Source organism: Mycobacterium sp. (assembly GCF_965229265.1).
Lineage (GTDB): Bacteria > Actinomycetota > Actinomycetes > Mycobacteriales > Mycobacteriaceae > Mycobacterium.
The window spans coordinates 282253-307831 of the sequence record NZ_CBDDIY010000011.1; the positions used below are offsets into that span (position 1 = coordinate 282253).

At 68.5% G+C, this 25579-nt stretch carries 30 protein-coding genes and 1 pseudogene; 11 read left to right on the top strand and 20 right to left on the bottom strand.

Annotated features, from left to right (window positions below):
• Window position 1: 1 nt before the first annotated feature.
• Window positions 2–256, bottom strand: a complete 255-nt coding sequence (locus tag ADBZ9K_RS13800; protein ID WP_526621374.1) for a hypothetical protein — start codon at window positions 254–256, stop codon at window positions 2–4.
• Entirely contained in the window at window positions 253–900 is a 648-nt protein-coding gene (locus ADBZ9K_RS13805; protein ID WP_526621376.1) for a TetR/AcrR family transcriptional regulator, read from the bottom strand. Before ADBZ9K_RS13805 ends, ADBZ9K_RS13800 begins: the two co-directional genes overlap by 4 nt.
• Window positions 901–1003: 103 nt before the next feature.
• On the opposite strand from ADBZ9K_RS13805, the gene ADBZ9K_RS13810 reads away from it, so the two are divergent.
• Complete coding sequence (locus tag ADBZ9K_RS13810; RefSeq protein ID WP_526621378.1) at window positions 1004–2269, top strand: nucleotide disphospho-sugar-binding domain-containing protein; 1266 nt, start codon at window positions 1004–1006, stop codon at window positions 2267–2269.
• A gap of 33 nt (window positions 2270–2302) precedes the next feature.
• Window positions 2303–2743, top strand: a complete 441-nt coding sequence (locus ADBZ9K_RS13815) for an ester cyclase (protein WP_526621380.1) — start codon at window positions 2303–2305, stop codon at window positions 2741–2743.
• Here the strand turns inward: ADBZ9K_RS13815 and amaB are convergent.
• Window positions 2740–4293 (bottom strand): L-piperidine-6-carboxylate dehydrogenase, encoded by a 1554-nt coding sequence (gene amaB / locus ADBZ9K_RS13820; RefSeq protein ID WP_526621382.1) that lies wholly within the window; start codon window positions 4291–4293, stop codon window positions 2740–2742. The two genes, ADBZ9K_RS13815 and amaB, sit on opposite strands and share 4 nt — an antisense overlap.
• Window positions 4290–5534 (bottom strand): 2-oxoadipate dioxygenase/decarboxylase, encoded by a 1245-nt coding sequence (gene hglS / locus ADBZ9K_RS13825; protein ID WP_526621384.1) that lies wholly within the window; start codon window positions 5532–5534, stop codon window positions 4290–4292. Before hglS ends, amaB begins: the two co-directional genes overlap by 4 nt.
• A gap of 30 nt (window positions 5535–5564) precedes the next feature.
• Between hglS and ADBZ9K_RS13830 the strand changes: the two genes are divergently transcribed.
• The 3 genes from ADBZ9K_RS13830 to ADBZ9K_RS13840 all read left to right on the top strand — a co-directional run bounded on the left by ADBZ9K_RS13830 (window position 5565) and on the right by ADBZ9K_RS13840 (window position 8223).
• Complete coding sequence (locus ADBZ9K_RS13830; protein ID WP_526621386.1) at window positions 5565–6038, top strand: Lrp/AsnC family transcriptional regulator; 474 nt, start codon at window positions 5565–5567, stop codon at window positions 6036–6038.
• Window positions 6039–6173: 135 nt separating this feature from the next.
• Window positions 6174–7538 carry an L-lysine 6-transaminase gene (lat, locus tag ADBZ9K_RS13835; protein ID WP_526621387.1) on the top strand — a complete coding sequence of 455 codons (1365 nt, stop codon included), beginning with the start codon at window positions 6174–6176 and terminating at the stop codon, window positions 7536–7538.
• A gap of 10 nt (window positions 7539–7548) precedes the next feature.
• Window positions 7549–8223 carry a sensor domain-containing protein gene (locus tag ADBZ9K_RS13840; RefSeq protein WP_526621389.1) on the top strand — a complete coding sequence of 225 codons (675 nt, stop codon included), beginning with the start codon at window positions 7549–7551 and terminating at the stop codon, window positions 8221–8223.
• Here the strand turns inward: ADBZ9K_RS13840 and ADBZ9K_RS13845 are convergent.
• The gene (locus ADBZ9K_RS13845) at window positions 8168–10924 is read right to left on the bottom strand and encodes a molybdopterin-dependent oxidoreductase (RefSeq protein ID WP_526621391.1); all 2757 of its coding nucleotides are present in this window, start codon (window positions 10922–10924) and stop codon (window positions 8168–8170) included. The two genes, ADBZ9K_RS13840 and ADBZ9K_RS13845, sit on opposite strands and share 56 nt — an antisense overlap.
• Entirely contained in the window at window positions 10921–11754 is an 834-nt protein-coding gene (locus ADBZ9K_RS13850) for an FAD binding domain-containing protein (protein WP_526621393.1), read from the bottom strand. The genes ADBZ9K_RS13845 and ADBZ9K_RS13850 overlap by 4 nt, the downstream gene beginning before the upstream one ends.
• Window positions 11755–11882: 128 nt before the next feature.
• Between ADBZ9K_RS13850 and ADBZ9K_RS13855 the strand changes: the two genes are divergently transcribed.
• Together ADBZ9K_RS13855 and ADBZ9K_RS13860 are read left to right on the top strand one after the other, a co-directional pair.
• Complete coding sequence (locus tag ADBZ9K_RS13855; RefSeq protein ID WP_526621395.1) at window positions 11883–12305, top strand: SRPBCC domain-containing protein; 423 nt, start codon at window positions 11883–11885, stop codon at window positions 12303–12305.
• Complete coding sequence (locus tag ADBZ9K_RS13860) at window positions 12305–12625, top strand: ArsR/SmtB family transcription factor (RefSeq protein ID WP_526621397.1); 321 nt, start codon at window positions 12305–12307, stop codon at window positions 12623–12625. Before ADBZ9K_RS13855 ends, ADBZ9K_RS13860 begins: the two co-directional genes overlap by 1 nt.
• A 41-nt stretch (window positions 12626–12666) precedes the next feature.
• On the opposite strand, the pseudogene ADBZ9K_RS13865 reads toward ADBZ9K_RS13860, so the two are convergent.
• Both ADBZ9K_RS13865 and ADBZ9K_RS13870 read right to left on the bottom strand, forming a co-directional pair.
• A pseudogene (locus tag ADBZ9K_RS13865) lies at window positions 12667–12777 on the bottom strand (Rho termination factor N-terminal domain-containing protein); the annotation flags it as partial.
• 154 nt (window positions 12778–12931) lie between these two features.
• Window positions 12932–13120: a hypothetical protein gene (locus tag ADBZ9K_RS13870; protein ID WP_526621399.1), complete on the bottom strand. Its 189-nt coding sequence runs from the start codon at window positions 13118–13120 to the stop codon at window positions 12932–12934.
• Window positions 13121–13380: 260 nt separating this feature from the next.
• On the opposite strand from ADBZ9K_RS13870, the gene ADBZ9K_RS13875 reads away from it, so the two are divergent.
• Entirely contained in the window at window positions 13381–13818 is a 438-nt protein-coding gene (locus tag ADBZ9K_RS13875) for an ATP-binding protein (RefSeq protein WP_526621401.1), read from the top strand.
• Window positions 13815–14603 carry an RNA polymerase sigma factor SigF gene (locus ADBZ9K_RS13880; RefSeq protein ID WP_526621403.1) on the top strand — a complete coding sequence of 263 codons (789 nt, stop codon included), beginning with the start codon at window positions 13815–13817 and terminating at the stop codon, window positions 14601–14603. The genes ADBZ9K_RS13875 and ADBZ9K_RS13880 overlap by 4 nt, the downstream gene beginning before the upstream one ends.
• Here the strand turns inward: ADBZ9K_RS13880 and ADBZ9K_RS13885 are convergent.
• The 5 genes from ADBZ9K_RS13885 to pbuX all read right to left on the bottom strand — a co-directional run bounded on the left by ADBZ9K_RS13885 (window position 14574) and on the right by pbuX (window position 19129).
• Window positions 14574–15014: an STAS domain-containing protein gene (locus ADBZ9K_RS13885; RefSeq protein WP_526621405.1), complete on the bottom strand. Its 441-nt coding sequence runs from the start codon at window positions 15012–15014 to the stop codon at window positions 14574–14576. The genes ADBZ9K_RS13880 and ADBZ9K_RS13885 overlap by 30 nt on opposite strands.
• A 232-nt stretch (window positions 15015–15246) precedes the next feature.
• Window positions 15247–16413, bottom strand: a complete 1167-nt coding sequence (gene hpxO / locus ADBZ9K_RS13890) for an FAD-dependent urate hydroxylase HpxO (RefSeq protein WP_526621407.1) — start codon at window positions 16411–16413, stop codon at window positions 15247–15249.
• A 3-nt stretch (window positions 16414–16416) separates the two neighbouring features.
• The gene (gene uraH, locus ADBZ9K_RS13895; RefSeq protein ID WP_526621409.1) at window positions 16417–16722 is read right to left on the bottom strand and encodes a hydroxyisourate hydrolase; all 306 of its coding nucleotides are present in this window, start codon (window positions 16720–16722) and stop codon (window positions 16417–16419) included.
• 14 nt (window positions 16723–16736) lie between these two features.
• Complete coding sequence (gene uraD / locus ADBZ9K_RS13900; RefSeq protein ID WP_526621411.1) at window positions 16737–17234, bottom strand: 2-oxo-4-hydroxy-4-carboxy-5-ureidoimidazoline decarboxylase; 498 nt, start codon at window positions 17232–17234, stop codon at window positions 16737–16739.
• Window positions 17231–19129 carry a PbuX/PucJ/PucK family nucleobase permease gene (gene pbuX, locus ADBZ9K_RS13905; protein ID WP_526621413.1) on the bottom strand — a complete coding sequence of 633 codons (1899 nt, stop codon included), beginning with the start codon at window positions 19127–19129 and terminating at the stop codon, window positions 17231–17233. The genes uraD and pbuX overlap by 4 nt, the downstream gene beginning before the upstream one ends.
• 33 nt (window positions 19130–19162) lie before the next feature.
• Between pbuX and ADBZ9K_RS13910 the strand changes: the two genes are divergently transcribed.
• On the top strand, window positions 19163–19720 hold the full coding sequence (locus tag ADBZ9K_RS13910) for a nucleotidyltransferase family protein (protein ID WP_526621414.1): 558 nt from the start codon (window positions 19163–19165) through the stop codon (window positions 19718–19720).
• Here ADBZ9K_RS13910 and ADBZ9K_RS13915 read toward each other — a convergent pair.
• Together ADBZ9K_RS13915 and ADBZ9K_RS13920 are read right to left on the bottom strand one after the other, a co-directional pair.
• Window positions 19717–20043 carry a hypothetical protein gene (locus ADBZ9K_RS13915; RefSeq protein ID WP_526621416.1) on the bottom strand — a complete coding sequence of 109 codons (327 nt, stop codon included), beginning with the start codon at window positions 20041–20043 and terminating at the stop codon, window positions 19717–19719. The genes ADBZ9K_RS13910 and ADBZ9K_RS13915 overlap by 4 nt on opposite strands.
• A 1-nt stretch (window position 20044) precedes the next feature.
• Complete coding sequence (locus tag ADBZ9K_RS13920; RefSeq protein ID WP_526621418.1) at window positions 20045–20401, bottom strand: DUF1707 domain-containing protein; 357 nt, start codon at window positions 20399–20401, stop codon at window positions 20045–20047.
• A gap of 118 nt (window positions 20402–20519) precedes the next feature.
• Here ADBZ9K_RS13920 and ADBZ9K_RS13925 point away from each other — a divergent pair, with 118 nt between their 5' ends.
• Window positions 20520–21260: a phosphatase PAP2 family protein gene (locus ADBZ9K_RS13925; protein ID WP_526621420.1), complete on the top strand. Its 741-nt coding sequence runs from the start codon at window positions 20520–20522 to the stop codon at window positions 21258–21260.
• On the opposite strand, the gene ADBZ9K_RS13930 is transcribed toward ADBZ9K_RS13925, so the two are convergent.
• The 5 genes from ADBZ9K_RS13930 to ADBZ9K_RS13950 form a co-directional block, all read right to left on the bottom strand.
• Window positions 21253–23052, bottom strand: a complete 1800-nt coding sequence (locus ADBZ9K_RS13930; protein ID WP_526621422.1) for an acetyl/propionyl/methylcrotonyl-CoA carboxylase subunit alpha — start codon at window positions 23050–23052, stop codon at window positions 21253–21255. The two genes, ADBZ9K_RS13925 and ADBZ9K_RS13930, sit on opposite strands and share 8 nt — an antisense overlap.
• A 113-nt stretch (window positions 23053–23165) precedes the next feature.
• Window positions 23166–23579: a SufE family protein gene (locus ADBZ9K_RS13935; protein ID WP_526622639.1), complete on the bottom strand. Its 414-nt coding sequence runs from the start codon at window positions 23577–23579 to the stop codon at window positions 23166–23168.
• Window positions 23580–23581: 2 nt separating this feature from the next.
• Entirely contained in the window at window positions 23582–24478 is an 897-nt protein-coding gene (locus ADBZ9K_RS13940; RefSeq protein WP_526621424.1) for a sulfurtransferase, read from the bottom strand.
• A 20-nt stretch (window positions 24479–24498) separates the two neighbouring features.
• Window positions 24499–25140, bottom strand: coding sequence for a Maf family protein (locus ADBZ9K_RS13945; protein WP_526621426.1), 642 nt, complete (start codon window positions 25138–25140; stop codon window positions 24499–24501).
• 74 nt (window positions 25141–25214) lie between these two features.
• Complete coding sequence (locus ADBZ9K_RS13950; RefSeq protein WP_526621428.1) at window positions 25215–25493, bottom strand: acyl-CoA carboxylase epsilon subunit; 279 nt, start codon at window positions 25491–25493, stop codon at window positions 25215–25217.
• Window positions 25494–25579: the final 86 nt, after the last annotated feature.

Here is a 25579-nt window from a genome sequence, read left to right on the forward strand (position 1 = left end):
GCTAGGTCGTGTCGACCAGCTCGAATTCCTGCTCGAACCGGACATGGGCCAGCCCGCCGCGCGCCAGTCGGCCCGAGGGCAGCGACGGGTGTTCCAGCCAGATCGACACCCCCGGCGAATTGCCGTCTTCGCGGCGCATGATCCGCAGGATCTTGGCGGCATAGACGGTGTCGGATTCGGGGTCGTGGCAGCTGAGGAACTTCCCGACATGCTCCTGGGTCAGATCACCGGCGGCGATCCGGGTGTTGGCGGTCATCCGCCCACTGCCTCGGCGAGTGTGGCGGGTATGCCGGGCACGCGGGCGATGGCGTCGAGCAACGCGTGCGCACACGAGTCGGCGAGGTGGTCGGCGTCGACGGACGGGTCGAGGATGCGCTGGCGGCACAGCTCGAAGGTGAACGCCAGCCAGCCGTAGACGATGACGCCCAGATCACGTTCCACCTTGGAGTCCAGATCCCCGGATGTCACGTCGGTGATGGCGGCCATGATCCGCTGCATCTGGCGCTCGTTGTCGACGTCGTCGATACCGCGCAGCACCGGGTCGGTGCGGCCCATCCCGATGTAGGCCGCCCAGGCGCCGTGCGGATGCTCCTCGTCGTAGCGCACGTAGGCCAGCACGCCGGAGCGCAACCGGTCGAACAGGCTCTGGCCCTCGGCCGCCGGAGTGTTGGTCGCTTCGAACAACCGCTCACTCTCGGCCCGCACCACGGCGGCGAAGAACGCCCGCTTGTCGGGGAAGTAGTGGTACATCAACGCCCGTGACACCCCGGCGCGCTCGGCGATCTCGTCGATGCGCACCTCGTCGTACGGACGCTGGCCGAACACCTCGGCACCCAGGGCGAGCAACTCACTGCGCCGGTCGTCGGGGGACAGGCGACGACGTGCGGGTGGCTCAGCCATGAGCCCATCCTAGTTGGTCACATGTAGAACAGGTTCTGACGAATCAGGAACACATCGCCTGGTTGGGCGGCGGATTGCCGCCGGAGCTGGTAACCGATGAGGTATGGCCACGATATTGGCATACGGCTCCCCGGCGCTCGGTCACCTGCTGCCGGCCAGTGCGCTGCTGGGCGAGCTCGCCGGGCGCGGCCACGAGATCCATCTGCGCACCCAGTCAGCCGGGGTGGCCACCGGCCTGAAGCTGGGCCTGCACACCCAGCCCGTCGACGCCCGCATCGAAGCCATCACCAGCCGAGATTGGACCGCCCGCAGCGTCTTCGGCGTGCTGAGCATGACGATCGACGTGTTGTGCCGGCGCGCCGAACTCGAAGTCGACGACCTGGCCCGGGCGATCGCCGAGGTGAAGCCGGACGCGCTGATCCTCGACGCCAACTGCTGGGGAGCGCTGTCGGCCGCCGACGCCGGGGACCTGCCGTGGGCGGTGTTCTCGCCGTTCACCCCGTTCCTGCGTTCCCGCGGCGTGCCGCCGGTCGGGCCCGGCATGCGGCCGTGGTCGGGGCCGCCGGGATTGGTTCGGGACGCGATTCTGCGGGCGGTGGTATGGCAGGTGATGGACCGGCCGATGCTGCCGCGGATCAACGCGGTGCGGGCCAGGGTCGGCGCGCCGCCGGTGCGATCGGTCGACGGATTCCTGCGTCGCGCGCCGCTGATGCTGGTGGTCGGCGGTGAGCCCTTCGAGTACCCGCACCCGGACTGGGGACCCAATGTGCACCTGATCGGAGCCTGCGCGTCGGCGACCGATCCCGACGTTCCCGACTGGCTGGCGGCGATCGAGGATCCGATCGTCCTGGTGACGACGTCGTCGATCCGCCAGGCGGATTCCGCGCTGGGCCGGGCGGCGTTGCACGCCTTGGCCGACGAACCGCTGCATGTCGTGGCGACCTTCCCGGCCGGAGTGCCCGACGATCTCGTGATACCCGCGAATGCGACTGTGCGGCAATATATTCCGCACAGTCCGGTGCTCGACCGCGCGGTGTGCGCGGTGACCCACGGTGGGATGGGCGCCACCGTGCGGGCGCTGGACCGCGGCGTGCCGGTGTGCGTGGTGCCGTTCGGCCGCGACCAGCCCGAGGTGGCGATGCGGGTTCAGGTGGCTCGCTGCGGCACCCGGCTACCCGCGGCCAGGCTGACGCCGGCCAGACTGCGAGCCAAGGTGTTCGAGGCCATGACGATGACCGACGGCGCCCGACGGGTGGCCGCCGGTTTCGCCGCCACCGGCGGAGTGCGCCACGGTGCGGACCTCGTCGAGCGCCACCTCCTGGACCCCTCGTGCGCCCAAACCAACGTTTCGCCGCGAAAGTGCGAGTAGATCTATACAAAACGTCGATCTCGGAGGCCCGCCATGCTCACTGACGAACTACGCCAGCGCCGCCTCGACGTCATCCGAGAACACATGGACACCGAGGTGACCAAGGAGTTCGACCGCACCCTGGCCACCTTCAACGGTCACCCGCGCTACGAGATCATCCCGACCGGTCAGGTCTTCGACGGCGAGGTGATGGGCTACTACCTCACCACGCGCACCGCGTTTCCCGACCAGCGCCACGAGAACGCGCGCTTCCACCTCACCGACGACGGGGTGATTGTCGAATTCGACCTGCTCGGAACCAATCTCGGCGAATTCTATGGACTACCGCCGACGGGCAAAGCCTTCCGGGTGCCCGTCATCGCGGTGTTCTCGTTCGACGGCGACCGCATCACCAACGAGCGGATCTACTTCGACGCGGCGACGCTGGTGAACCAGATCGGCCGTGGGGAGCTACTCAGCCTGCTGGGCGGCTAACCGAAGTGCACGCCCTGGGCCAGCGGTAGCTCCGAGGAGTAGTTGACGGTGTTGGTGGCGCGGCGCATGTAGGCCTTCCACGAGTCCGACCCCGACTCGCGCCCGCCGCCGGTTTGCTTCTCCCCGCCGAACGCGCCGCCGATCTCGGCACCCGAGGTGCCGATGTTGACGTTGGCGATCCCGCAGTCCGAGCCGTCGGCGGCCAGGAACCGTTCGGCCTCGCGGACGTCGGTGGTGAAGATGGCCGAGGAAAGCCCCTGCGGCACCGCGTTGTTCAGCGCGATGGCCCCGTCGAGAGTCTCGTAGGTCAGCACGTAGAGGATCGGTGCGAACGTCTCGTGGTGCAGGATGTCGGTCTGGGCGGGCATCCGCACCACGGCCGGCTCGACGTAGAAGGCATCCTCGCCGTCCGGCCCGCCGATGTGATGACGCTGTCCGCCGACGACCGTGCCTCCGTCGGCGCGGGCCTGCTCCAGGGCGCCGACCATGTCGCGGTAGGCGGTCTCGTGGATCAGCGGCCCGACGAGGGTGCCCTCGGCCGAGGGATCGCCGATGGGCAGGGTGCGGTAGGCGGCCACGATCCGCTCGACGAGCGCGTCGGCGACCGAGGAGTGCACGATCAGCCGGCGCAGCGTCGTACACCGCTGGCCCGCGGTGCCCGCCGCCGAGAAGACGATCGCCCGCACGGCCAGATCGAGGTCGGCCGACGGGGTGACGATGGCCGCGTTGTTGCCACCGAGTTCGAGCAGGACCCGGCCGAACCGCTCGGCGACCCGCGGGCCGACCTGCCGGCCCATCCGCACCGAACCGGTGGCCGACACCAGCGCCACCCGCGGATCGTCGACCAGCGCCTCGCCGACCTCCCGGCCGCCCAGCACCAGCCGACTCAGCTGAGCCGGCGCGCCGACGTCGGCGGCGGCCCGTTCGATGAGGGCCTGGCAGGCGATCGCGGTCAACGGCGTGAGTTCGGATGGCTTCCACACCACGGTGTCCCCGCACACCAGGGCGACCGCGGTGTTCCAGGCCCACACCGCGACCGGGAAGTTGAAGGCCGTGACCACGCCGACCACACCCAGCGGGTGCCAGGTCTCCATCAGCCGATGACCGGGCCGCTCGGAGGCGATCGTGCGGCCATACAGCTGGCGGGAGAGCCCGACGGCGAACTCACAGATGTCGATCATCTCCTGGACCTCGCCGAGGGCCTCCGAGGTGATCTTGCCGGCCTCAACGGTCACCAGGGTGGCCAGATCCGCCTTGTGCTCGCGCAGCAGCTCACCCAGCCGGGCCACCAACTGGCCGCGCACCGGGGCCGGTGTGGTTCGCCAGGTCGAAAATGCCTGCGCCGCTTCGGCGATCGCGGCCTGAGCCTGCGCGGCGGTGGTCTCGGCGACGGTGAACAGCACATCGCCGGTCAGCGGGGTGCTGGCCGGCAGGCCATGGCCCCCCGGCTCGGCGAGGTCGACCTCGGCGCCGATCGCCCCGAAGGCGTGCCGCACCCGGGTGCGCAGGTCTTCGGCGGTGGGCAGCGCGGTGACGGTGGTGGTGCTCATGCGGGCGGCTCCTGTGCGGTCGCGTCGTAAAGGTCGTACGGGTCGTGGATGTGATGCCCGATCGTGCCGGCCATCCAGTCCATGCTGTAGCCGGATTCGTCGGTACCGGCGGCGGCTTCGGCGTCGGTGTCGAGGTTCGACCGGAAGATACCCGCGGCAGAGGCGGGCAGGAAATCCTCGTAGACCACCGGCGCCGACGGGTCGCCGCGGTGGTAGTAGGCAAGCCCCTGGGACGCCATCTCGTCGTCGGTGCGCGGGAAGTAGTCGGCCCACCGCCCGGCCGGGTCGGCCGTCGCCATCGCGGCGTCGTAGCGCTCGCGGCCCTTACGGGTCAGCGCCACACCGCGGGCCTCCACCTCGCCGAAACGCACCCGCAGTGTCCCGTCGGTCACCTCGCCGTCCGCCTCGAGGAAACGGCGCGGCTCGGCCAGCGCCCGAAACGATGTCTGGCGCAACAGCACATCCGGGCCGTCCCAGCGGGGTGGCCCCTGGATGGCGTCGATCATCGCAATGCCGCGCTCACTCATCCGGCAGTACAGGTCGTCGATGTCGAGCACGCGGGGAGTCAGATGGTTGATATGCGTGGTCGGAACCCCGGCGATGTCGGCGGCCACGGCCGAGACCGCCGTCAGCTCGGTGTACCAGGCCCGTTCTACCGGCTCACGGGACAGCGCAAAGGCCGCCACGGCGCGGGCGACGAAGTCCTGCGCGGTGTCGGCGTCGCACCCGCCGGCGGCGGCGATCCGGCGAGCGGCGGCGATCAGGGCGGGATCGAACAGCGTGCGCCGACGCAGGAATTCGTCGACGCGGCGGCGCAGATCAACGCTGAAGAACCGGGCGTCGCGGCTGGCCAGCATCGAGGTGAACACCCGGAACGGGTTGTGCGCCAGCTCGGCCGCATCCACCGGCCGAAACGCCGTCGACACCACCGGAACCGGCGAGGCGGCCTCGCGCAGATCGTAGTAGCCGACCGGATACATGCCGAACGCCGCGAAAAGGTCTGCGACGTCGGCCAATTCAGCCGGTGTGCCGACTCGGATGGCGCCGTGCCGTTCGGCGGTCACCCGTTCGATCGACCCCAGCCGCTCGGCGTCCGGGTGGGCGGCGACATAGTCGCGGTTGACGGCCTCGCTGACGTCGACCAGCGTGGTGTAGGCCGGCACCTCGGTGCCATACATCGTCGACAGGGCCGCCGCGAACCGGGCTCGCAGCTGCCAGATGGCCACCTCGGGTGCGCTCACCGCAGGACCTCGCTGGGATAGTCTGCGGCCATGGCGGACAGCGCGGAGGCGACCCACGGCCTCGACGAGATCGACCGCACCCTGGTGCGCGAACTGGTCGTCGACGGCAGGGCGACGTTGGCGCATCTGGCAACCACAACCGGCCTGTCGGTGTCGGCGGTGCAGTCACGGGTGCGGCGCTTGGAGGCCCGCGGGGTAGTAACGGGATACAGCGCCCGCATCGACCCCGAAGCGTTCGGGCACATGTTGTCGGCGTTCGTGGCCATCACCCCTCTTGATCCGTCGCAACCCGATGATGCCCCTACTCGCCTGGAGAACATCGCCGAAATCGAGGCGTGCTACTCGGTGGCCGGCGAGGAGAGCTACATCCTGTTCGTGCGCGTCGAGTCGCCGCGGGCATTGGAAGGCCTGCTGCAACAGATCCGCACAACGGCGAACGTCCGCACTCGAAGCACCATCATTCTAAACACATTTTACAGTGATCGAGTCTATCTGCCGGAATAGTTCCGGTGTTCGGCGGGATGGGCCGCGATAATTCCGAGGGTTGTGCGGCGCTGTCGCGTGGCAAGCGAGAGATTCCCTAGGAAAATTTGCGCTCCTAGGACTGGAAGAGCGTAAAAATTACGATAGGATTCCCTCATGACGGAACTCTTGTCGCGGGATGACCTGTTGTCTTCGATTTCGGCCACCTCTCGGCGCAGTGCCGTCGCACCAGGTGACGTCCATGCGGTCCTGGCCCGCAACATCCTGGCCGACGGGCTGGATCTGGTGCTCGATCTGGAGCGGTCGTCGGGTTCACACTTGATCGACGCCCGCGACGGCAAGGGCTACCTCGACATGTTCACGTTCTTCGCCTCCTCGGCGTTGGGTATGAACCACCCCGCCCTCGCCGGCGACGAGGAATTCCGCGCGGAACTGGCCCAGGCCGCGATCAACAAGCCGTCCAACTCCGACGTCTACACCGTGCCGATGGCCCGTTTCGTCGACACCTTCGCCCGTGTGCTCGGCGACCCGGCACTGCAGCACCTGTTCTTCGTCGACGGCGGAGCGCTGGCGGTGGAGAACGCGCTCAAGGTCGCCTTCGACTGGAAGAGCCGGCACAACGAGGCCCGCGGTATCGACCCCGTACTCGGCACCCGCGTTCTGCACCTGCGTGGCGCCTTCCACGGGCGCAGCGGCTACACCCTGTCGCTGACCAACACCGACCCCAACAAGGTCGCGCGCTTCCCCAAGTTCGACTGGCCGCGCATCGACGCGCCCTACCTTCGTCCCGGCGCCGATATGGACGCGGTGGAGGGCGAGTCGCTGCGGCAGGCAAGGGCGGCGTTCGAGGCGCATCCGCACGACATCGCCTGCTTCATCATCGAGCCGATCCAGGGTGAGGGCGGCGACCGGCACTTCCGGCCCGAGTTCTTCGCCGCGATGCGCCGGTTGTGCGACGAGTACGACGCGCTGCTGATCGCCGACGAGGTGCAGACCGGGTGCGGCATCACCGGCTCGGCATGGGCCTACCAACAGCTCGGCTTCACCCCCGACATCGTCGCGTTCGGCAAGAAGACCCAGGTCTGCGGCGTCATGGCCGGCGGACGGGTCGACGAGGTCGCCGACAACGTCTTCACCGTCAGTTCCCGGATCAACTCCACCTGGGGCGGCAACCTCGTCGACATGGTGCGGTCCCGGCGGATCCTGGAGGTCATCGAGGCCGACGGGTTGTTCGCCCACGCCACCGAGATGGGCGCACACCTGAAGGCCGCGCTGGTCGACCTCGCCGCCGAGCTGCCCGACACGGTCGGCGACGTGCGCGGCCGGGGGTTGATGTGCGCCTTCAGCCTGCCCGATGCCGCCCGTCGCGACGCGGTGTTGGCCGCACTGTGGGACCGTGGTGTGATCATGCTCGGCAGCGGGTCGCAGAGCATCCGGTTCCGCCCGGCGCTGACCGTGACGCGCGCCGAGATCGACCGTGCGGTGACGGCGTTGAGAGAGGTATTGCTCGCGGCGGTCTAGCATTCGCTGCATGCGACTGCCCGCTCTTCTCGGCGCGGCGGCGGTGGTGTTGGCCGGATGTGCGCACTCCGTCGCGGGCAGCGCGGTGTCCAATCCGGCCCAGGGAATTACCCCGTTGCGTGCCGGTGACACCGACCAGGTGCTGGTCAGCCCATCGCAGCTGCGCGACATCGTCGGGGTCAAACTGCAGACCGACGCCGACCAGGCGCGACCCATCCCGGGCACCTCGGCGGTGCCGGCCTGTTCGGCGCTGGACGCCGCCGGCATGGCCGCCTTCCTCGGCGACAAGTGGCTGGGCTTCCACGTCCTGCTGTTCACCGACGGCGACCAACACGACCATGTGGTGGCCGAGGCTGTCGCCGTCTATCCCGACGAGGGCTCGGCGGCAGCGCAATTCGCCACCGGCACCAAGAACGCCAAGGCCTGTGACGGCCAACGGGCGCTGAGTACCGGCGGCGACGCCGCGTGGAAATTCACCGTCCCCGAGATCAGTGCCGACACGGTGCGCTGGAGCAAGCAGCAGCTCGGTATCCCGTTCGACTGGACCTGCTACGCCGAAGCGCGGTTGCGCAACAACGCGATCGTGCAGGCGATGGCCTGCCAGGGCGACGACGGCGGCCAGGTCACGGTCACGACGATGACCGACCGGATGTCGGCGAGTGTGTGGGAGCTGTCGGGCCGCTGAGCGCCCGCCACACCCGCGCCGGAGTCATCGGCAGGCTGCGCAGGCGCGCCCCGCACGCGTCGGCGATCGCGTTCGCCAGGGCCGGTGCCACCGGATTGTAGGGTGACTCGCTCATCGACTTGGCGCCCATCGGGCCGAGCTCGTCGACGGTGTCGGCGAAATAGACCTCGGTCACCGGCAGGTCGGCCAGCTGCGGAATGTGATAGTTGCGCAACGCATCCGTGGTCACCGCGCCGTCCGGACCGGTCCTCATCTCCTCGTACAGGGAAGAGCCGATCGCCTGGGCCGCACCGCCTTCCACCTGTCCGCGGCACTGCTCGGGGTTAATCACCACGCCCGCGTCGGCGCTCTGGATCGACTGCAAGATGCGCACCTGCCCGGTCTCGACGTTGACCGCCACCCGGAACGCGTGCACGTTGAAGGCCACCGACCGCGGCGAGCCGTCGTGTCGCCCGGTGCCCCGCAGCGGTCCGGCCAGCAGCAGATCGCCGAAGCCGACGAACGTCTCGCCGCACTGCACCCCGTTGGGTCCGAGGATGCAGGACGAGTCGGGCACCCCGGTGCGGGCGGCGGCCGCAGCGCGGATCTTCTCGTGCAGCTCGCGGGCAGCCAGCAGAACGGCCTTGCCGGCGACCACGGTGCCTGCCGACCCGAATGCGCCGGTGTCGTGCCCGCCGAGGTCGGTGTCGGACTGCCGCAGGTCGATCCGGTCGGCGGTGGTGTGCAACTCCGAGGCGGCCAGCTGGGTGTGGACCGTGGAGGTGCCGTTGCCGAACTCGGCCGTTCCCACCGAAACCACATATCGGCCTTCGGAATTCACACTCACCTCGGCGTCGGCTAGGTGCCCGCGCGGCGGGATGGTGGCGATCATCGCGACGGCCATCCCCTCGCCGACTCGCCAGTGCGACCCCGGTGGCGGCGGTTGCCCGTTGCCCCGGCGCAGCGCGGTTTGAGCCAGGTCCAGGCATTGGTCCAGTCCGTAGCTGCCGAAGGTCAGGTCATCGGACACCACATGCCAGTCCACGAAATCGTCGCCGGGCACCACCACGTTCGCCCGCCGCAGGTCGAACGGGTCGATGCCCAGCTGCCCGGCCAATTCGTCCAGCGCGCACTCGACGGCGAAGATCACCTGCCCCAGCCCATACCCGCGGAACGCGCCCGAGGGCAGGTGGTTGGTGTACACGGCTTCGGCATCGACACGCTTGTTGGGGCACCGGTAGACCGACAGCGACTCCCCGCAACTGTGGAACAGCACCCCGAGGCTGTGGTTGCCGTACGCCCCGGCGTCGGCGAGCACGTCGATCCCGAGCGCGGTGAGCACACCGTCGGGCCGGGCCGCCACCGTCACGTCGACCCGGTAGGGGTGCCGGCACGGCGCCGTCCGGAACTGGTCACTGCGGGTGAACTCGTAGCGCACCGGCAGGCCTAGCCGAAGCACGGCCAGTGCGACGAGATCCTCGACCAGCATTTCCTGCTTGGCCCCGAAGCCGCCGCCCACCCGCTTGGCGACCACCTGCACCCGGTCGGTGTCCAAGCCGAAGATGTGGCACAGTTCGTCGCGCACCAGGAACGGCACCTGCGTGCTGCTGCGAATCACCAAGCGTCCTTGGGTATCTCGCCAGCCGGTGCAGCCGTGTGTCTCCAGGTGGGTGTGCTGCACCCGGGCGGTGGTGTAGCGGCCGGTCACGACCACACCCTCGGCGGCGCGGGCCGCGGCCACCCCGGCGTCGACGTCGCCGACCTGGCCGTGCACCTGTGCGACGAGGTTGCGGGAGGGATCGGCGATCCGGGCGTCGGCCCCCTTGTTGGCGTGTAGCAGCGGCGCGCCGGGCCGGCGCGCCTGATCGGGATCGAAGACCGCGGGGAGTTCCTCGTAATCGACAGCGATGGCACGACAAGCCTTTTCGGCAATCGCCAGGCTGTCGGCCACCACCGCGGCGACCCGCTGGCCGACGAACCGCACGGTGTCGTCCAGGATCCGGGTGTCGTCGGGGTCGTCGGTGCGCAACTCGTGGCGGGCGGTGGAGAACGCCACCGGCGGGCTGTCCCGGTGGGTGAGCACCAGCCGGACACCGGGAATCGCCTGTGCCGCATCGGTGTCGATGGCCACAATCCGGGCGTGCGGCAGCGGACTCGTCAGCACCGCCAGGTGCAGCAGCGGGCCTTCGTCGGGTTCGAAGTCCATGGTGTAGCGCTCGGTTCCGGTCACCACGCGCACTGCCGCCGGCGGGGCTACCGACCGGCCGACGTCGGCGGCCTCGGCCGGCTTCTCGGTGTTTCTCTTGCCGGCCAGGGCGTCGGTGATCGACCGGTAGCCCGTGCACCGGCACAGGTTTCCCTTCAGCTGCTCGGCGAGGTCACCGGGGGGATCAGCATCCAGCGTCGAGGCTGTGACGATCATGCCCGCGGTGCAGAAGCCGCACTGAAAACCGCCGGCCTCCACGAAGCGGCGCTGCACCGGATGTAGATCATCGGGGGTGCCCAGTCCGGCGACCGTCGTCACGTCCCGACCGACGGCACGGAAGGCCGGCACGATGCACGAGTGCATCGCTTGCCCATCGAGTAGCACCGAACACGCCCCGCAGTCACCGGCGTCGCAGCCCTTCTTGACCTCGAAGTGGCCGTGCTCGCGCAGATAGGTGCGCAGGCACTGGCCCGGCCGGGGCGGGTCCGGCTGCTCGGCACCGTTGATGCGGATCATGCCAGCTCCGCCGCGACCTGCCGGGCCAGCAGCAGGGCTATCGCCGCGCGCCAGTCCGGATCGCCGTGCGCATCGTCGGTCCAGTCCCCGTCGGGAATGCTGCCATGCGCGGCGCGCAGTTCCTCCTCGCCCGGCCGGCCGGCGAAGGTGAAGACATAGGGGCGCACGGTGGCGCCGGTGACCGAGATCGTCAGCCGGCCCCCGTCGCCGGCGGTGTCGCGGCGTCCGATCACCACCACACCGGAACGCCCGAGGGTCGACGGGGCGACCTTGCGATAGGCGGTGCGCGACCGCAATGCCGCCGCGGGCAGGTGCACCGACCGGATCACCTCGTCGGCGGCAAGCCGGTTAAGCGCTGCTCCCGTGACGAAGCGGCTTACCGGCATTCGGTGCTCGCTGCCGTCGGGCCGCCAGATCAGCACCTCGCCGTCCAGGGCGCTGGTCAGCGAGATCATCGATCCGGCGGGAAAGGACAGGCTGAGGTTGCCGCCGATGGTGGCGGTCTTCCAGACCTTGAACGAAGCCTTCAACGCGGTCGCGCACTGACGAAACAGGGGTGCGGCCGACCACTGCGGCCGCTGCTCGAGAAGCCGGCCCGACAACCCGGCGACCTGCTCGATGGTACAGGTGGCGGCGATCTCGATTCCGTTGTCGTGCAGCGTGATCGGCACCCAGCCCAGGGTGGTGAGGTCAACCAGGCGGCGCAGGTGGACTTGCGGCTCGGAAAACAGCCAGGTGCCGCCCGCCAGCACCGCGTCGCCGGGTCCCAGCGGCCACACGTCGGCGCGGCGCGTCGGCGTGTCGACGGTCTCGATGGTCGGGATGTCCACGCCACGAACGTAAACGCCGGGGGCGCAGCCCGCACCCGCAACTGGGTGTTCTGCAATCGTGTGGTTGCACAACGGTCCCGCCTTATGCAACTCTGTAGTTGCATACCCGTCGTCCCTCAGGAGACCCGATGAACGCACTGGACATCACCCGCACCATCGATATCGACGCGCCCGTCGCCCGGGTATGGGCGGCGCTGACCGAGCCCGACCTGATCGCCGAATGGTTCGGTGAAACGGCGATATTCGTCGCCGAGGCAGGTGGCGCCGGCGCGTTCGGCTGGGCCGGGCACGGCACGTTCCGGGTGCTCGTGGAGCATGTCGAGGAACCGAAGACCCTGATCTACCGCTGGGCCCGCGACCGCGATGTCGACCCGGTCCCGGGCAACTCCACCCTGGTGCGTTTCGACCTCGAGCAGACTGCCGGCGGCACCCGGCTGACCCTGGTCGAATCCGGTTTCGAGGAACTCGACGACCCACAGGGCCACCACGACGGCAATTCCGAGGGGTGGACGGTGGAGTTGGGCGAACTCGTCGAGTACCTGAGCCGGTGATGGGCCCCGAACTCGAGGATCTGCCCGGGGTGCTGGCAGCCTTGGCCGACGAGACCAGGTGGCAGATCCTGACCGCGCTGGGGACTCAGGAGCTGTCGGCCAGTGCACTGGCCGCCCGGCTGCCGGTCAGCCGGCAGGCGATTGCCAAACACCTGGCCACCCTTGCCGCTTCCGGGCTGGTCGAGCCGGTGCGGGTCGGACGCGAGGTGCGCTACCGCGCGCTGGGCAGTCGGCTGTCGGCCGTCGGGGTCGAACTCGACCGGCTCGGCCGAGTCTGGGATCGCCGCCTGGCCGCCATCAAGCGCATTGCCGAGACTTGAGGGGTGCGCTTGCGGTCGTCCGGCATGGCGTCGTTCGGTGTTCAGTAACTACGGATAAGTGCGATCAGCTTTTCCTTGCTCAAGCCCGAATAGCCGGATATTCCAAGCTGCTTAGCCCGCTTCTTGAGCTCGGCGACGGTCCAGCCCTCATATGCACAGGACCGACTCGGTCGAAAGAAGCGGATGTCATCGGCATCCGTACGTTCGGTCATGGAGATCGACATCTCCTAACCCCCTTTGCTGAGGTATCAACTTCCTCGCAGGGGCTAGTACCCAACCCGGCGGGCGGGCCAAACATTCTCCTGACTAGCGGATCTCGTCCTGATCCGGATCCTCGATGACCTGGCGTTGTTCGTTCCAGTCCGATTCGTTGCTCTCCAGCGGCACGGCACCGTCGTCGATCGCCACCCGCTCCTGCGGGTCGACCACCGGGCGCTGCTGCTCGACGGCGTCGGCAAGGGGGACGTCGTCGGGGAAGGAATCGCGGGGAGTCATCAGTGCCAACATACCCGCGCAACGTGGGGGATTGCCCGCTGCCGGGGTTCGCCGAATGGGACTTTGCGGTCGAAAGGTTTGGCGCGTGCCCTCTAGTGGGTATGAGTGGGCCACCATGACGACGACTTCCTGGGCAGTGCTGCGCTGCATGCCGGCATCCGCACGCGCATCGCGTACCCCGCCGACGCGGTGATGACGCGACCGTGGCGAGCACATCCCTGGGCTGGAGTAGTGTCGGGTCGACATTGCCAGGAGGTCAGATGACGGATGCCGAAAGCCGTGGCAGCGAGCACCAACGGGGTGCCAGCGCTGTCGAGTTCAGGGTTGCTGCGAGGCTGGAGAACCTTGCCGTACTGCGCACCGTGGTCGGCGCGGTCGGCACGTTCGAAGACCTCGACTTCGACGCGGTCGCCGACCTGCGACTGGCCGTCGATGAGGCCTGCACCCGGCTCATCCGCTCGGCATCGCCGGACGCGACGCTCGTCGTGGTCGTCGACCCGCACGACGACGTGGTGGTGGTCGAGGCGTCGACGACGTGCGACACCTACGACGTGGTCACCCCCGGCAGTTTCAGCTGGCATGTGTTGAGCTCGCTGACTGACGAGGTCAGGACGTTCCACAACGGTCACGAGCCCACCGGCGACGGGCAGGTCTTCGGTATCACTCTGACCACGAGGCGGGCGGGCTCCGGCCGGTGACTTCCCGAGCTGCCAACAGTTCGTCACGGTCGAACTCGGAGTACGCCGACGTCCCGGACATGTTCCGGGAACTGGCGAAACTCGACCCCGAGTCCCCCCAGTTCCAGCGCCACCGTGACCGCATCGTGGAACGGTGTCTGCCGCTGGCCGACCACATCGCCCGCCGGTTCGATGGCCGCGGGGAACCGCGCGACGACCTGGTCCAGGTTGCGCGCGTGGGCCTGGTCAACGCTGTCATCCGCTACGACGTGGAGACCGGTTCGGACTTTGTGTCGTTCGCGGTGCCCACGATCATGGGCGAGGTTCGGCGTCACTTCCGGGACAACAGCTGGTCGGTGAAGGTGCCGCGCCGGCTCAAGGAACTGCACCTGAGACTGGGTACGGCCACCTCGGAGCTGTCCCAGCGGCTGGGGCGTGCTCCGACGGCGTCCGAGCTGGCCGAGGAACTCGACATGGAACGTGAAGAGGTCGTCGAAGGCCTGATCGCGGGTAGTTCCTACAACACGTTGTCCATCGACAGCGGTGGCGGCGGCAGTGAAGAGGATGCGCCGGCGATCCTCGATACCCTTGGCGATGTCGACTTGAGCCTGGATCAGATCGAGAACCGGGAGGCGCTGCGCCCCCTGCTGGCGGCCCTGCCGGAGCGGGAGCGCACCGTGCTGCTGCTGCGGTTCTTCGAGTCGCTCACCCAAACCCAGATCGCCGAGCGTGTCGGGATCTCACAGATGCACGTCTCGCGCCTGCTGGCGAAGTCGCTAACTCGGCTCCGCGACCAACTCGAGTAGCCGGCGCGGTTCGCCGTCGAGCAGCGCGACGGCTTCGGCCACCGATTCGGTGATCGGCAGCGCATGGTCGGGATCGCACACCCGCAGCAGCCGGGACACCGCGTCGCCGGTCACCAGTGCCCAGCGTGACGCACTGTTTGCGCAGCGGACGTTGATCGTATGGAGGGCCGAAAAACCGGCTGTGCCAAAGAATTCGAGTGAACTCAAATCCAGGACCAGGCGGGCGGCGCTGCCGGCGCACTCGGCCACGTGATCGGCGAAGGCGGCACTGTTGGAGGCGTCGAGTTCGCCGTGGACGGTGATGACGGCGACGGTGTCGTCGGGCCACTGGGTGGTAAGCCGTGCGGTGTGGCACTCATGGGAGTGCGGCGCGGTCGGACGGTTGGATCGATCTGTTTGGACAACAGACATGGTGACTCCATCAGCGAACGAGTATTCGTACTGTGAATCACGTCAAGTGGGTAAGCCCGTGTGTGCAGGAGTTTCGCGCGCCCCTGCACGTCTTTGACGCTGTTCCGGGCGGCTGTTAACTCAACCTGATTGAACAGTACCCCGTGCGGGCAGCCCGCGACAGCGATCGAGGCGGTTCTCATCGTCCTCACATCTCATCGGCGCCACGCGCCAGGCAAGAATCAACGCGCGGTCAGCTCAGCGGGGTGAGGGGACCGCCCATGATGTTACCCACGATCCCGCGAATAATGTTGGTACCGTCCTCTTTTCGCAGCTCGGCATACCACTCGGCGGTCTTCTCCGGTTCCTTGGCATGCGTCACGTCGCAGCGCCGGCGCGCCCGCAGCACCAGCTCGGCCGCCCGTTCGGTCCGGGTTTGCTGGTAGGTGGCCAGCGCGGCATCCGCATCGCCGGGGTGATCGCGGAACGCCCATTGCAGCGCGACGGCGTCCTCCATCGCCGAACAACCGCCCTGGCCGATGTCGGGTGTGGTGTTGTGCGCTGCGTCACCGAGCACGGCGACGCGGCCCCGCACCCAGGTGTGGAACGGGTCGAGATCGAGGATCTCGACGCGGTTGGTGGTCATCGGGTCGAGCGTGTCGATCAGCACCTGCACGCCGGGCGCCCAGCTGGCGAAATGGCCGCGCAGCACCTCGCGCGCCGACCCTCGCTCGTACTCGGTGCCCTGCGGCTCGACCACGTCGAAGAAGAAATAGAACCGGTCGCCGGCCACCGGCATGACCGAAACACGTTTGCCGTCACCAACATAGGTCGTCCACTCGGTGGGCGGGCCGATCCGCCCGTCGACCGCCACCAGCCCGTTGAAGTTCACATAGCCGGCGTAGCGACGGCTGACCGGTGCGCCGAGCACGTACTCGCGGGTAATGGAGCTGGCGCCGTCGGCGCCGATGACGATGTCGGCCGACACCGTGGTCCCGTCGGAGAACGTCGCGGTCGCGGTCTGCCCGTCGTCGCGGACACCGACCATCTTCATGCCGAAGTGGATTCGGTCGATACCGTAGGCCTGCATCAGCATCAACTGCAGTTCGGCACGGGCAATGGGGTAGGGGCGCTGGCCGACCTCGTCGATCAGCGGCTGCATCGAGAAGCGGCACATGGTCTCACCGGTGTGGCCGTCGACGTAGCTCATGGTGTCGACGATGCCGCCGAGCGCCGCCGTCTGCTCCTCCAAGCCAAGGTAATTGAGGCATTTGACCCCGTTGGACCACACCGAGATGGCCGCGCCGACCGGCTTGTTGTCGGTCACCCTCTCGTAGACCTCGGTGTCGATTCCGATCTGCCGCAATGCGATTGCCGCACTCATACCGCCCATGCCAGCGCCGATGATCACCGCTTTCACTGCTCAGCTCCCTCGATAGGTGGAATAGGCGAAGGGCGACAACAGCAGTGGCACGTGGTACTTGCCCGCCGCGTCGGCGACATGGAAGGCGATCACCACTTCGGGATAGAAGGTCGCGACGTCGCGGGCAGCGAAATAGCCGCCGGTGTCGAAGTGCAGCCGGTGCACACCCTCGGGTATGTCGCCGCCGAGGCCGGCCCGCCCGTCGGCGTCGGTGACGGTGGTCAGTTCGCCGTTGAGGCGGACGGTGACCCCGGCGGCGGGCTTGCCGGTGGTGGCGTCGAGGACATGGGTGCTCAGCTGTGCCATGGGCTCACTCTTCCTCAGACCGGCTCGCTCAACAGCCGCTCCAGCCGCAACCGGTTGATCTTGGCCAGCTCGTTGCGCATCACCCGGCGTTCGGTCTCCGGGTCGTTGCCCAGCCGTTCGGTGAGGATCGCCAACAGCTCCTCGGCCGAACGGCCGCTGGCACACACCAGGTAGACGTAGCCGAAGGTGTCCTCGTAGGTGCCGTTCTTGGCCGCCAGCTCGGCCTTGACCGCGGCGTCGGCACCGGCGACGCCGGCCTGCTCGCGCGCCGAGGACGGGTTACTGGGGCGGTCCCCGATGCGGGGGTGGCCGTCCAGCGCCGCGTCCAGTTCGGCCTCGGGCAGCTCGGCCAGCACCCGGTCGGCGCGGTCCAGCAGCGCCTCGACATCCGGGAAGGGCCCGCCGGCCAGCACCCGCCGGGCCCAGATGGGCGACGAGCACACCTCGAACAGGGCGTGCATGCGCTGTCGTTCCGAGAGCCGGTTGAACCCCTCGAGGCCGATTGCTCTCACGTCAGCTCGTTGAGCCGATTGAACCGCGCGGCGGCGATCGGGTTGGCGTCGGCCACCAGCTCACCGAACCGGTGGTTGGCGATCTTGGCGATCTCGATCAGTGCGAACGCGCGCTCGGCGGAGGCCGAATTGTCCATCCGCGACCAGCCGTTGCGCAGCACCCGGTCGAAATGCTCGGTCTCCCGGGCGCAGATCACCAGCGGGAAGCCGAAATGCTCGCGGTAGGCGGTGGCCAACTCCACCACGTCATTGTGGTCGTCGTCGCTCAGATTGCTCAGCGCCACGTGGTCGACGGCCAGTGCGTGTCCGGTCTCGTCTTCGGCGCCCAGATCGGGGAAGGCGTTGATCAGCTCCAGTTGCTGCTCCGAGGCGCCGGTGAGCACCGCGTCCCCGAAGGCCTCACGAAGGGCCTTGGTGTCGGCGAACGGCCGGGCGGCGAACGCGCGGGCGACGGCCCACGGCACGTCCTGCACCACGTGTCCGAAGACCTCGGTGAATCGTTCGGCTGTCATCGCGTTGACCTCGTCGAGGGTGATGGTGCCGCCCCCGGCGACCCGCGGGCCGCGGCTGCCGGTGTGGAAGAACACGATGTTGAGCAGGATGGCCGCGATCGCCCCGGTGCTGATGCCGCTGCCGAAGAGCAGGTCGACACCGGCGGGCATGGCCTTGGCGACGTCGGGGTAGCTGGTCACCCACAGCGCCAGCGCCAGGCTGGTGGTGACGATGATCAGGTTGCGGTGGTCGGTGAAGTCGACCTTGCCCAGGGTCTGGATGCCGACGACCGCGACGGTGGCGAACAGTGTCAGCGCGGCTCCGCCGAGCACCGGTTGGGGAATGGACGACACCACGGCGGCCACCTTGGGCAGGAAGCCCAGCACGATCATGATGACGCCGGCCGCGGCGACCACCCACCGGCTCTTCACCCCGGTCAGTCGGACCAGGCCGACGTTCTCGGAGAACGCGGTGTAGGGGAACGAGTTGAAGATTCCGCCGATGACCGTGGCCAGGCCGTCGGCCCGCAAGACGTTGCCGATGTCGTCGGCCTTGATCCGCTTGCCGACGATCTCGCCGGTGGCGATGGTGCTACCGGTGGATTCGACCGCGGTGATCAACAGCACGATGATCATCGTGATGCACGCGGCTACGTCGAACTTGGGCATGCCGAACAGGAACGGCTGGGTGAACCCGATGAGGTCGGCGTCGGCCACCTTGTCGAAGTTCATGTCGCCCAACGCAAAAGCCACCGCGCACCCGACGACCAGTCCGAGCAGCACGGCGATGGTGGCGACGAAGCCGCGGAAGAGGCGCTGGATGGCCACGATCACGGCGATGGTGCCGACGGCGTAAAGCAGCCAGCGGATGTTGGTGGGGTCGTGTTCGCCGGTGTGCGGGTTGGTGACCGCGTCGCCCGCGCCGACCGGGACCAGGCACAGGCCGATGATCGTGATCAGCGTCCCGGTCACCACCGGCGGGAAGAACCGCAGCAGCCGGATGAAGATCGGCGCGATCAGAAAGGTGAACACCCCGGCGACGATCACCGCGCCGTATACGTAGAGCAGACTGGCCGACCCGCCGCCGTGGGCCAGGCCGATGGCGATGATCGGGGCGACGCCGGCGAAGGTGACGCCCTGCAGCAGCGGCAGCCGCACACCGATCCGCCAGAACCCGACGGACTGGATGATCGAGGCGACACCGCAGGTGAACAGGTCGGCGGTGATCAGCTTGACGAGATCTTCGCCGGGCAGGTTGATCGCGCTGGCGATCAGGATTGGGACCAGAACGGCGCCGGCGTAGAACGCGACGACATGCTGGAAGCCGTACGTCGCGAGCTTCGGCGCAGGCAGGACCTCGTCGACGGGGTGCACCCGTTTTTTCGCTTTCACCGGGGCGGACATTGACCAAGAATCGCCCGAGTTCACACTGTTCGCATGTCGAAGCGTGACGGCGCGGGCGGCCGGGCGGCCGGCGTGGTGTTGGCCGCCGGCGCGGGGACCCGCTACGGGATGCCGAAAGTTCTTGCCGAGGAAGGTCTTTGGTTGCGCTTGGCGGTGGCGGCACTGGCCGGCGGCGGTTGTGGGGATGTCGTCGTGGTGCTCGGTGCGGCCGTGGTCGAGGTTCCCGCGCCGGGTCGCGCGGTGGTGGCCGAGGACTGGCGCTACGGGATGGGCGCCTCATTGCGGGCCGGGCTGGCGGCGGTGGAGGGCGCCGACCACGCCGTCGTCCTGACGGTCGACACCCCCGATGTCGGCGCCGATGTGGTGGCGCGAATCCTCGCGGCGGCGCGGACATCCGATTCCGGCATCGCCCGGGCCACCTACGGCAAGCGTCCCGGGCATCCGGTGGTCGTCGCCTCCCGGCACTGGCCGGCGCTGCTGGCGACCCTGGATGGTGACCACGGCGCCCGACACTTCCTGTCGGGGCGTGCCGATGTGGTGGCGGTCGACTGCGCGGATCTAGCGACCGGCCTGGACGTGGACGAGCGTTAGCCGCTCCCGATCCCGTGTGCCTCGGCGAAGCGGCGCACCGCGGCCCCGGCAATCTCGGCGGCCTCACCGTGCCCGGGCCGGGACCGCACGCTGACCAGACCGGTGGCGACCTCCAGCGCGACCTCGGCCAGCAGCTCGCCGGTCGTCGGCTCGCAGACCGCCCACGTGTAGGACCGGTCGTGCAGCCACCGGGCGATGCTCTGGGCGACGTAATCGGGTTCGGTCTCCCCGATCTGGGCAAGCCCGGGCCGGTCATCGATGCGGTCGTCGGCGCGCAGGGCCCGCAGATACCAGGTGCCCGCGTTGATTTCGACGGGCTCCATGTCAGCGGCGAACCCCGTAGAGCAGCATGCCGATCACCGGCATCGCCAACCAGGCCAACCACCCGTGCGGCACCAGGATGGTGAACGCCAATGCGACGAGCGGGACGAGCGCCATCACGACGGCCCGCCAGTCCCGGCCACGTTCGGCGATGGTGGATGCGACAGCTCCGGGCTTGGCCGGCAGGTCGGCGAAGATCGGCTCCAGATCTGCTCGGATCACCGCCGCGCTGATTGCAGCGCTGCGTTCGGAGAACTCGTCCGGGTTGAGCCGGCCCTCGGAAAACTGCCTGCTCAGCAGGTTCATCGCTGCTTCACGTTCTGCGGTGCCGATCCGCACCTGGTCTGCGTGCTCGCTCACCGGTCCATCATGCTTGATCGGACGCGCCAAACCGTGTTCGGCGCTCGCGACCCGACCCCGGCGATGGCACAATACCGACATCGACGCCCTCACCCTTGCCCTCATCAGCTTCGGATTGATGGTCGCCGCCGTTGGTGCGTTGGTCGGCGCCGGCGGTTGGAAGCCGGCATTGATCGTCCTTGGTCTGGTCACCGCCCTCGCCGGGCTCACGATCGGGGTGTGCACCCACGGGTGGGTGACCGCATTGGACGGCCCGGTAGCGACTTGGATCAACCAGTGCACGCAACGCTGCCATCCGATTCGTGCCGTGGCGGCAGCCGCCGCCCGGGTTGGTAACCCCGGTGCCGTCGCGCTGGCCGGGCTGATCAGCGGGACGTTGCTGTCGATCCGTCACTGGTCACTGGTTCCCGGCCTCGTCGTAGTCGCCACGACGGGTGTCGCCGTGTTCGCCAAGGACGCCATGAAGGCCACCATCGAGCGACCGGTAAGCGCAGCCGAAATCGCGGCGGCCCCCGGGCTGAGCAGTGTGCTCCACCCTTTCCCGTCCGGGCATGTGGCAGGCACGGCGACGTTGCTCGGCATCGTGGCTGTCGGAATCGGCGCACGAGGCGGCCGGACGGTGCGCGGCCTGCTCGCCGCGCTCGTCGTCACGGGCACCCTGATCGTCTTCGTGAGCCGACTCGTCCTCGGTGCGCACTGGCTCAGTGACGTCGTCGGGGGAGTCTTGCTGGCCGGGATCGCCATCACGCTCGGTGCGACCGCGCTGGGCGCCGCATCCCGGGCCCGCCGTCGCCGGCATGTGCCCGCGCACCGCGCCGTGGCTCAGCCGCGGCGCGTGCGCACGCAGACCCTTACTTGATCTCGGCTAGGACAGTGCCCTGGGTGATCGCGGCGCCGGCCTCGACGGCCAACCCGGTGATGACCCCGTCCTTGTGGGCGGTCACTGGGTTCTCCATCTTCATGGCCTCCAGCACGACGACGAGGTCGCCGGTGGCTACCGTCTGACCCTCCTCGACGGCCACCTTCACCACGGTGCCCTGCATCGGTGCGGTCACCGCGTCGCCGGAGGCGGCGGCGCCGGCGTGGGCACCACGCTTGCGGGCCTTGGGCTTCTTGCGAACGACACCGCTGGCGGCGGCGCCACCACCGTTGCCGAGGGCTAGATCACCGGGCAGCGACACCTCCACGCGCCGGCCGCCGACCTCGACGACCACCTTCTGGCGCGGCTGGGCCTCTTCCTCGTCGACCGGACCGCCGCCGGTGAACGGCTCGATGGTGTTGTTCCATTCGGTTTCGATCCAGCGGGTGTGGACCGTGAAGCCGTTGTCGTCGCCGATGAACGCCGGGTCGCTGACGACCGCGCGGTGGAACGGGATGACGGTGGCCAGGCCTTCGACGGTGAACTCGTCCAGGGCCCGGCGGGCGCGTTCCAGGGCCTGCTGACGCGTGGCGCCGGTGACGATGAGCTTGGCCAGCATCGAGTCGAACTGTCCGCCGATCACCGAACCCGATTCCACACCGGAGTCCAGCCGCACGCCGGGGCCGGTCGGCGGATCGAACTTGTTCACCGGGCCGGGGGCGGGCAGGAAGCCGCGGCCGGCATCCTCGCCATTGATCCGGAACTCGATGGAGTGACCGCGCGGCGTCGGATCCTCGGTGATGTCCAGCTTCTCGCCGTTGGCGATGCGGAACTGCTCACGCACCAGATCGATGCCGGACGTCTCCTCAGTGACGGGGTGTTCCACCTGCAGACGGGTGTTCACCTCGAGGAACGAGATCAGGCCGTCCTGGCCGACCAGGTATTCCACGGTGCCCGCCCCGTAGTAGTGGGCTTCCTTGCAGATCCGCTTGGCGGACTCGTGGATCTCCTTGCGCTGCGCGTCGGTCAGGAACGGTGCTGGCGCCTCCTCGACGAGCTTCTGGAAGCGGCGCTGCAGCGAGCAGTCGCGGGTACCGGCGACGACGACGTTGCCGTGCTGGTCGGCGATCACCTGGGCTTCGACGTGCCGTGGCTTGTCCAGGTAGCGCTCCACGAAGCACTCGCCGCGACCGAACGCGGCGATGGCCTCGCGGGTGGCCGACTCGAACAGCTCGGGGATCTCCTCGATGGTGCGGGCCACCTTCATGCCGCGGCCACCACCACCGAAGGCGGCCTTGATGGCCACCGGGACGCCGTACTCCTGGGCGAAGGCGACCACCTCGTCGGCGTCCTTCACCGGATCGGGGGTGCCAGGCACCAGCGGCGCCTGGGCGCGGGCGGCGATGTGGCGAGCGGTGACCTTGTCGCCGAGATCGCGGATGGACTGCGGGCTGGGGCCGATCCAGATCAGCCCGGCGTCGAGGACGGCCTGGGCGAAGTCGGCGTTCTCCGACAGGAAGCCGTAGCCCGGGTGGATGGCGTTGGCGCCGGACTTGGCTGCGGCATCGAGGATCTTCTCGAACACCAGATAGGACTCGGCCGAGGTCTGCCCGCCGAGGGCGAACGCCTCGTCGGCCAGCCGCACGTGCGGGGCGTCCGCGTCGGGCTCGGCGTAGACCGCCACACTGGCCAGTCCGGCATCCCTGGCCGCCCTGATCACACGGACCGCGATTTCACCGCGGTTGGCGACGAGGACCTTCGAGATGGTCTGACTGGGCGTCTGAGTGGGCACCGCGCCTCCTGCTTCACGTGATCTTAAGAACGTTCTTTAAAATAGGTTCGCACGGCAGTGTAGGCGGCGCTCGTTCGACACGAACCAGCTGGTACCCCTACCAATGAGTAAGTTCAGATTTCCGCGCGCAGACGGCGCTTGATCCGGGCCAACATCGCCGACATTCCGCGCAGCCGAAGCGGACTGATCAGCGCCCCCAAGCCCAGCTCGGAGTAGAAGTCGTCCGGCACGGCCAAGATGTCGGCTTTGGCCTGCCCATCCAGCCCGGCGGCCAGGATCGAGGCGAACCCCCGGGTCGTCGGTGCCTCGGCGGGCGCGCTGAAGAACAACCGGACGTGGTCGGGGTCGGCGGCGTCGACATGCAGAAACAGCGGCGACTGGCATTCCGGCACCGGCTCCATCGCCGCCTCTTCCAACGAGGCCGGCAGTGCTGGCAACTCGTTGGCGAACTCCAGCAGCAGGGTCAGCTTGTCCTGACCCTGCACGTCGGCGAAGTCGGACACCACTTCGGCCAGCGCCGGCGGCATGCTCACGCCGAGCCCGGATCCTCACCGGCGACGATGGGCACCCGCACGGTGTTACCCCACTCGGTCCACGAACCGTCGTAGTTGCGGACACCGGGGATGCCCAGCAGATAGGTCAGGACGAACCAGGTGTGGCTGGACCGCTCGCCGATGCGGCAGTAGGCGATGATGTCTTTTGCGGAGTCGGAGCCGGGCTTGACGAAGGAGTACACCTGCTCCAGATCGGCCCGCTTACGGAACCGGCCGCTGTCCTCGGCGGCCTTGGCCCACGGCACCGACACCGCGGTGGGGATGTGACCGCCGCGCAGTGCACCCTCTTCGGGGTAGTCCGGCATGTGGGTGCGCTCGCCGGTGTACTCCTGCGGGGAACGGACGTCGATCAGCGTCGAATGGCCAAGGGCGGCAAGGACATCGTCCTTGTAGGCGCGGATGGCGGTGTCATTGCGCTCGACCACCGGATAGCCCTTGCCGGCCTTGCTCGGCACGTCCAGCGTCGTCTCGCGGCCGTCGGAGATCCACAGGTCGCGCCCGCCGTCGAGCAGCCGTACATCCTGGTGGCCGAAAAGGGTGAACACCCACAGCGCGTAGGCCGCCCACCAGTTGCTCTTGTCGCCATAGATCACCACGGTGTCGTCGCGGGAGATGCCCTTGCGGTTCATCAGCTCGGCGAACCGCTCACCGGTGATGTAGTCGCGCACCTGCGGATCGTTGAGGTCGGTGTGCCAGTCGATCTTCACCGCGCCGGGAATGTGGCCGATGTCGTAGAGCAGCACGTCTTCGTCGGACTCCACGATCGCCAGTCCGGGGGTGCCCAGATGCGCCGACAACCAGTCGGCGGTGACCAGGCGCTCGGGGTGGGCGTAGTCCTTCAGGGCGGGGCTGGGATCTGCAGCAAGCGGCACGACGACGAGCCTACCGCCGATCATCCGACCGGATTGGCCGCCCACAGATCGCCGATCGCCAGCCCCACGGAGTTGAACAGGCCGTGGGTGACCGACAAGCCCAGGCCCACCACATTGGACGGGTCGCCGTCCACGCCGTCGATGAACCAACCGCCCAACCCGTCGAGGGTGAACGCACCGGCCACCCGCAGCGGCTCGCCGCTGGCGATGTAGGCGGCCAGGTCGGTGGGAGTCGGGCTGGAGAACCGCACCCGGGTGACCGCCGCCGCGGCGGCACTGCGCGCCGCCGAACCGTGCAGTACCCGGATAACGCAGTGCCCGGTGTAGAGCAGCCCGTCGCGGCCGGCCATCGAATTCCACTGGCGCTGAGCCTCTTCGGCAGTTCCAGGTTTACCGCGCAGCTGCCCGTCGATGTACAGCATCGAGTCGCAGCCGATCACCGCGCAGTCCGCGGCCACCTGGGGTGGCAGAACCTGGTGCACCGCATCGGCTTTCGCCCGGGCCAGGGCGGTCACCACATCGCCGGGGTCGGCATCGGGCCCCAGATTGGCGACGATGGCGTCCTCGTCGACCCCCGAGACGATGACCAGCGGGTCGATGCCGGCACTGCGCAGCACCCGCAGCCGGCCCGAGGATGCCGAGCCGAGCACGAGGCGGGTCATTCGGCGCCGCTCATCGGGGCCGTCTGCTCTTCGCGCAAGCGCTCATCGGGGCCGTCTGCTCTTCGCGCAAGCGCTCATCGGCGCAGGTGGGTCCGTTCCAGCAGCGTCACGCGCTGCCAGCTGGAGACCGAATACCGCAGCTTGTCCACCGGGTGGCCCCACAGGTTGAGTTCCTGCGGTCCGGGGGCCGCCTGGCCGCCACCCGCGGCGGCCAGCACCGTGACCAGAGCTGCGATGTCCTCGTCGGTCGGGTTGCCCCTCTCGATCCGGATCTCGGGCACGCCCGGCTCCGGATTGTCGAGGGTGATGTCCCGGGGATCACTGAGTTCGGTGATGTCCTCGTGCTTGCTCACAGTCGGGAGCCTTTCGTCACAGTGCCCAACCGTTCGTCTCGTTCGCTGCGCTCTCTCGACTCACAGTGCCTAAACCGTTCGTCTCG

Coding starts and splice junctions, on each gene's coding strand:
- ADBZ9K_RS13910 (WP_526621414.1), top strand. CDS start 19,163: ATGTCGAAGCGTGACGGCGCGGGCGGCCGGGCGGCCGGCGTGGTGTTG.
- lat (WP_526621387.1), top strand. CDS start 6,174: ATGACGGAACTCTTGTCGCGGGATGACCTGTTGTCTTCGATTTCGGCC.
- ADBZ9K_RS13805 (WP_526621376.1), bottom strand. CDS start 900: ATGGCTGAGCCACCCGCACGTCGTCGCCTGTCCCCCGACGACCGGCGC.
- ADBZ9K_RS13915 (WP_526621416.1), bottom strand. CDS start 20,043: ATGGAGCCCGTCGAAATCAACGCGGGCACCTGGTATCTGCGGGCCCTG.
- ADBZ9K_RS13945 (WP_526621426.1), bottom strand. CDS start 25,140: ATGACCCGCCTCGTGCTCGGCTCGGCATCCTCGGGCCGGCTGCGGGTG.
- amaB (WP_526621382.1), bottom strand. CDS start 4,293: ATGAGCACCACCACCGTCACCGCGCTGCCCACCGCCGAAGACCTGCGC.
- ADBZ9K_RS13800 (WP_526621374.1), bottom strand. CDS start 256: ATGACCGCCAACACCCGGATCGCCGCCGGTGATCTGACCCAGGAGCAT.
- ADBZ9K_RS13830 (WP_526621386.1), top strand. CDS start 5,565: ATGGCGGACAGCGCGGAGGCGACCCACGGCCTCGACGAGATCGACCGC.
- ADBZ9K_RS13885 (WP_526621405.1), bottom strand. CDS start 15,014: ATGTCTGTTGTCCAAACAGATCGATCCAACCGTCCGACCGCGCCGCAC.
- ADBZ9K_RS13845 (WP_526621391.1), bottom strand. CDS start 10,924: ATGATCCGCATCAACGGTGCCGAGCAGCCGGACCCGCCCCGGCCGGGC.
- ADBZ9K_RS13855 (WP_526621395.1), top strand. CDS start 11,883: ATGAACGCACTGGACATCACCCGCACCATCGATATCGACGCGCCCGTC.
- ADBZ9K_RS13870 (WP_526621399.1), bottom strand. CDS start 13,120: ATGACTCCCCGCGATTCCTTCCCCGACGACGTCCCCCTTGCCGACGCC.
- ADBZ9K_RS13815 (WP_526621380.1), top strand. CDS start 2,303: ATGCTCACTGACGAACTACGCCAGCGCCGCCTCGACGTCATCCGAGAA.
- uraH (WP_526621409.1), bottom strand. CDS start 16,722: ATGGCACAGCTGAGCACCCATGTCCTCGACGCCACCACCGGCAAGCCC.
- ADBZ9K_RS13860 (WP_526621397.1), top strand. CDS start 12,305: ATGGGCCCCGAACTCGAGGATCTGCCCGGGGTGCTGGCAGCCTTGGCC.
- ADBZ9K_RS13935 (WP_526622639.1), bottom strand. CDS start 23,579: ATGCCGCCGGCGCTGGCCGAAGTGGTGTCCGACTTCGCCGACGTGCAG.
- pbuX (WP_526621413.1), bottom strand. CDS start 19,129: ATGTCCGCCCCGGTGAAAGCGAAAAAACGGGTGCACCCCGTCGACGAG.
- ADBZ9K_RS13925 (WP_526621420.1), top strand. CDS start 20,520: ATGGTCGCCGCCGTTGGTGCGTTGGTCGGCGCCGGCGGTTGGAAGCCG.
- ADBZ9K_RS13875 (WP_526621401.1), top strand. CDS start 13,381: ATGACGGATGCCGAAAGCCGTGGCAGCGAGCACCAACGGGGTGCCAGC.
- ADBZ9K_RS13840 (WP_526621389.1), top strand. CDS start 7,549: ATGCGACTGCCCGCTCTTCTCGGCGCGGCGGCGGTGGTGTTGGCCGGA.
- ADBZ9K_RS13810 (WP_526621378.1), top strand. CDS start 1,004: ATGGCCACGATATTGGCATACGGCTCCCCGGCGCTCGGTCACCTGCTG.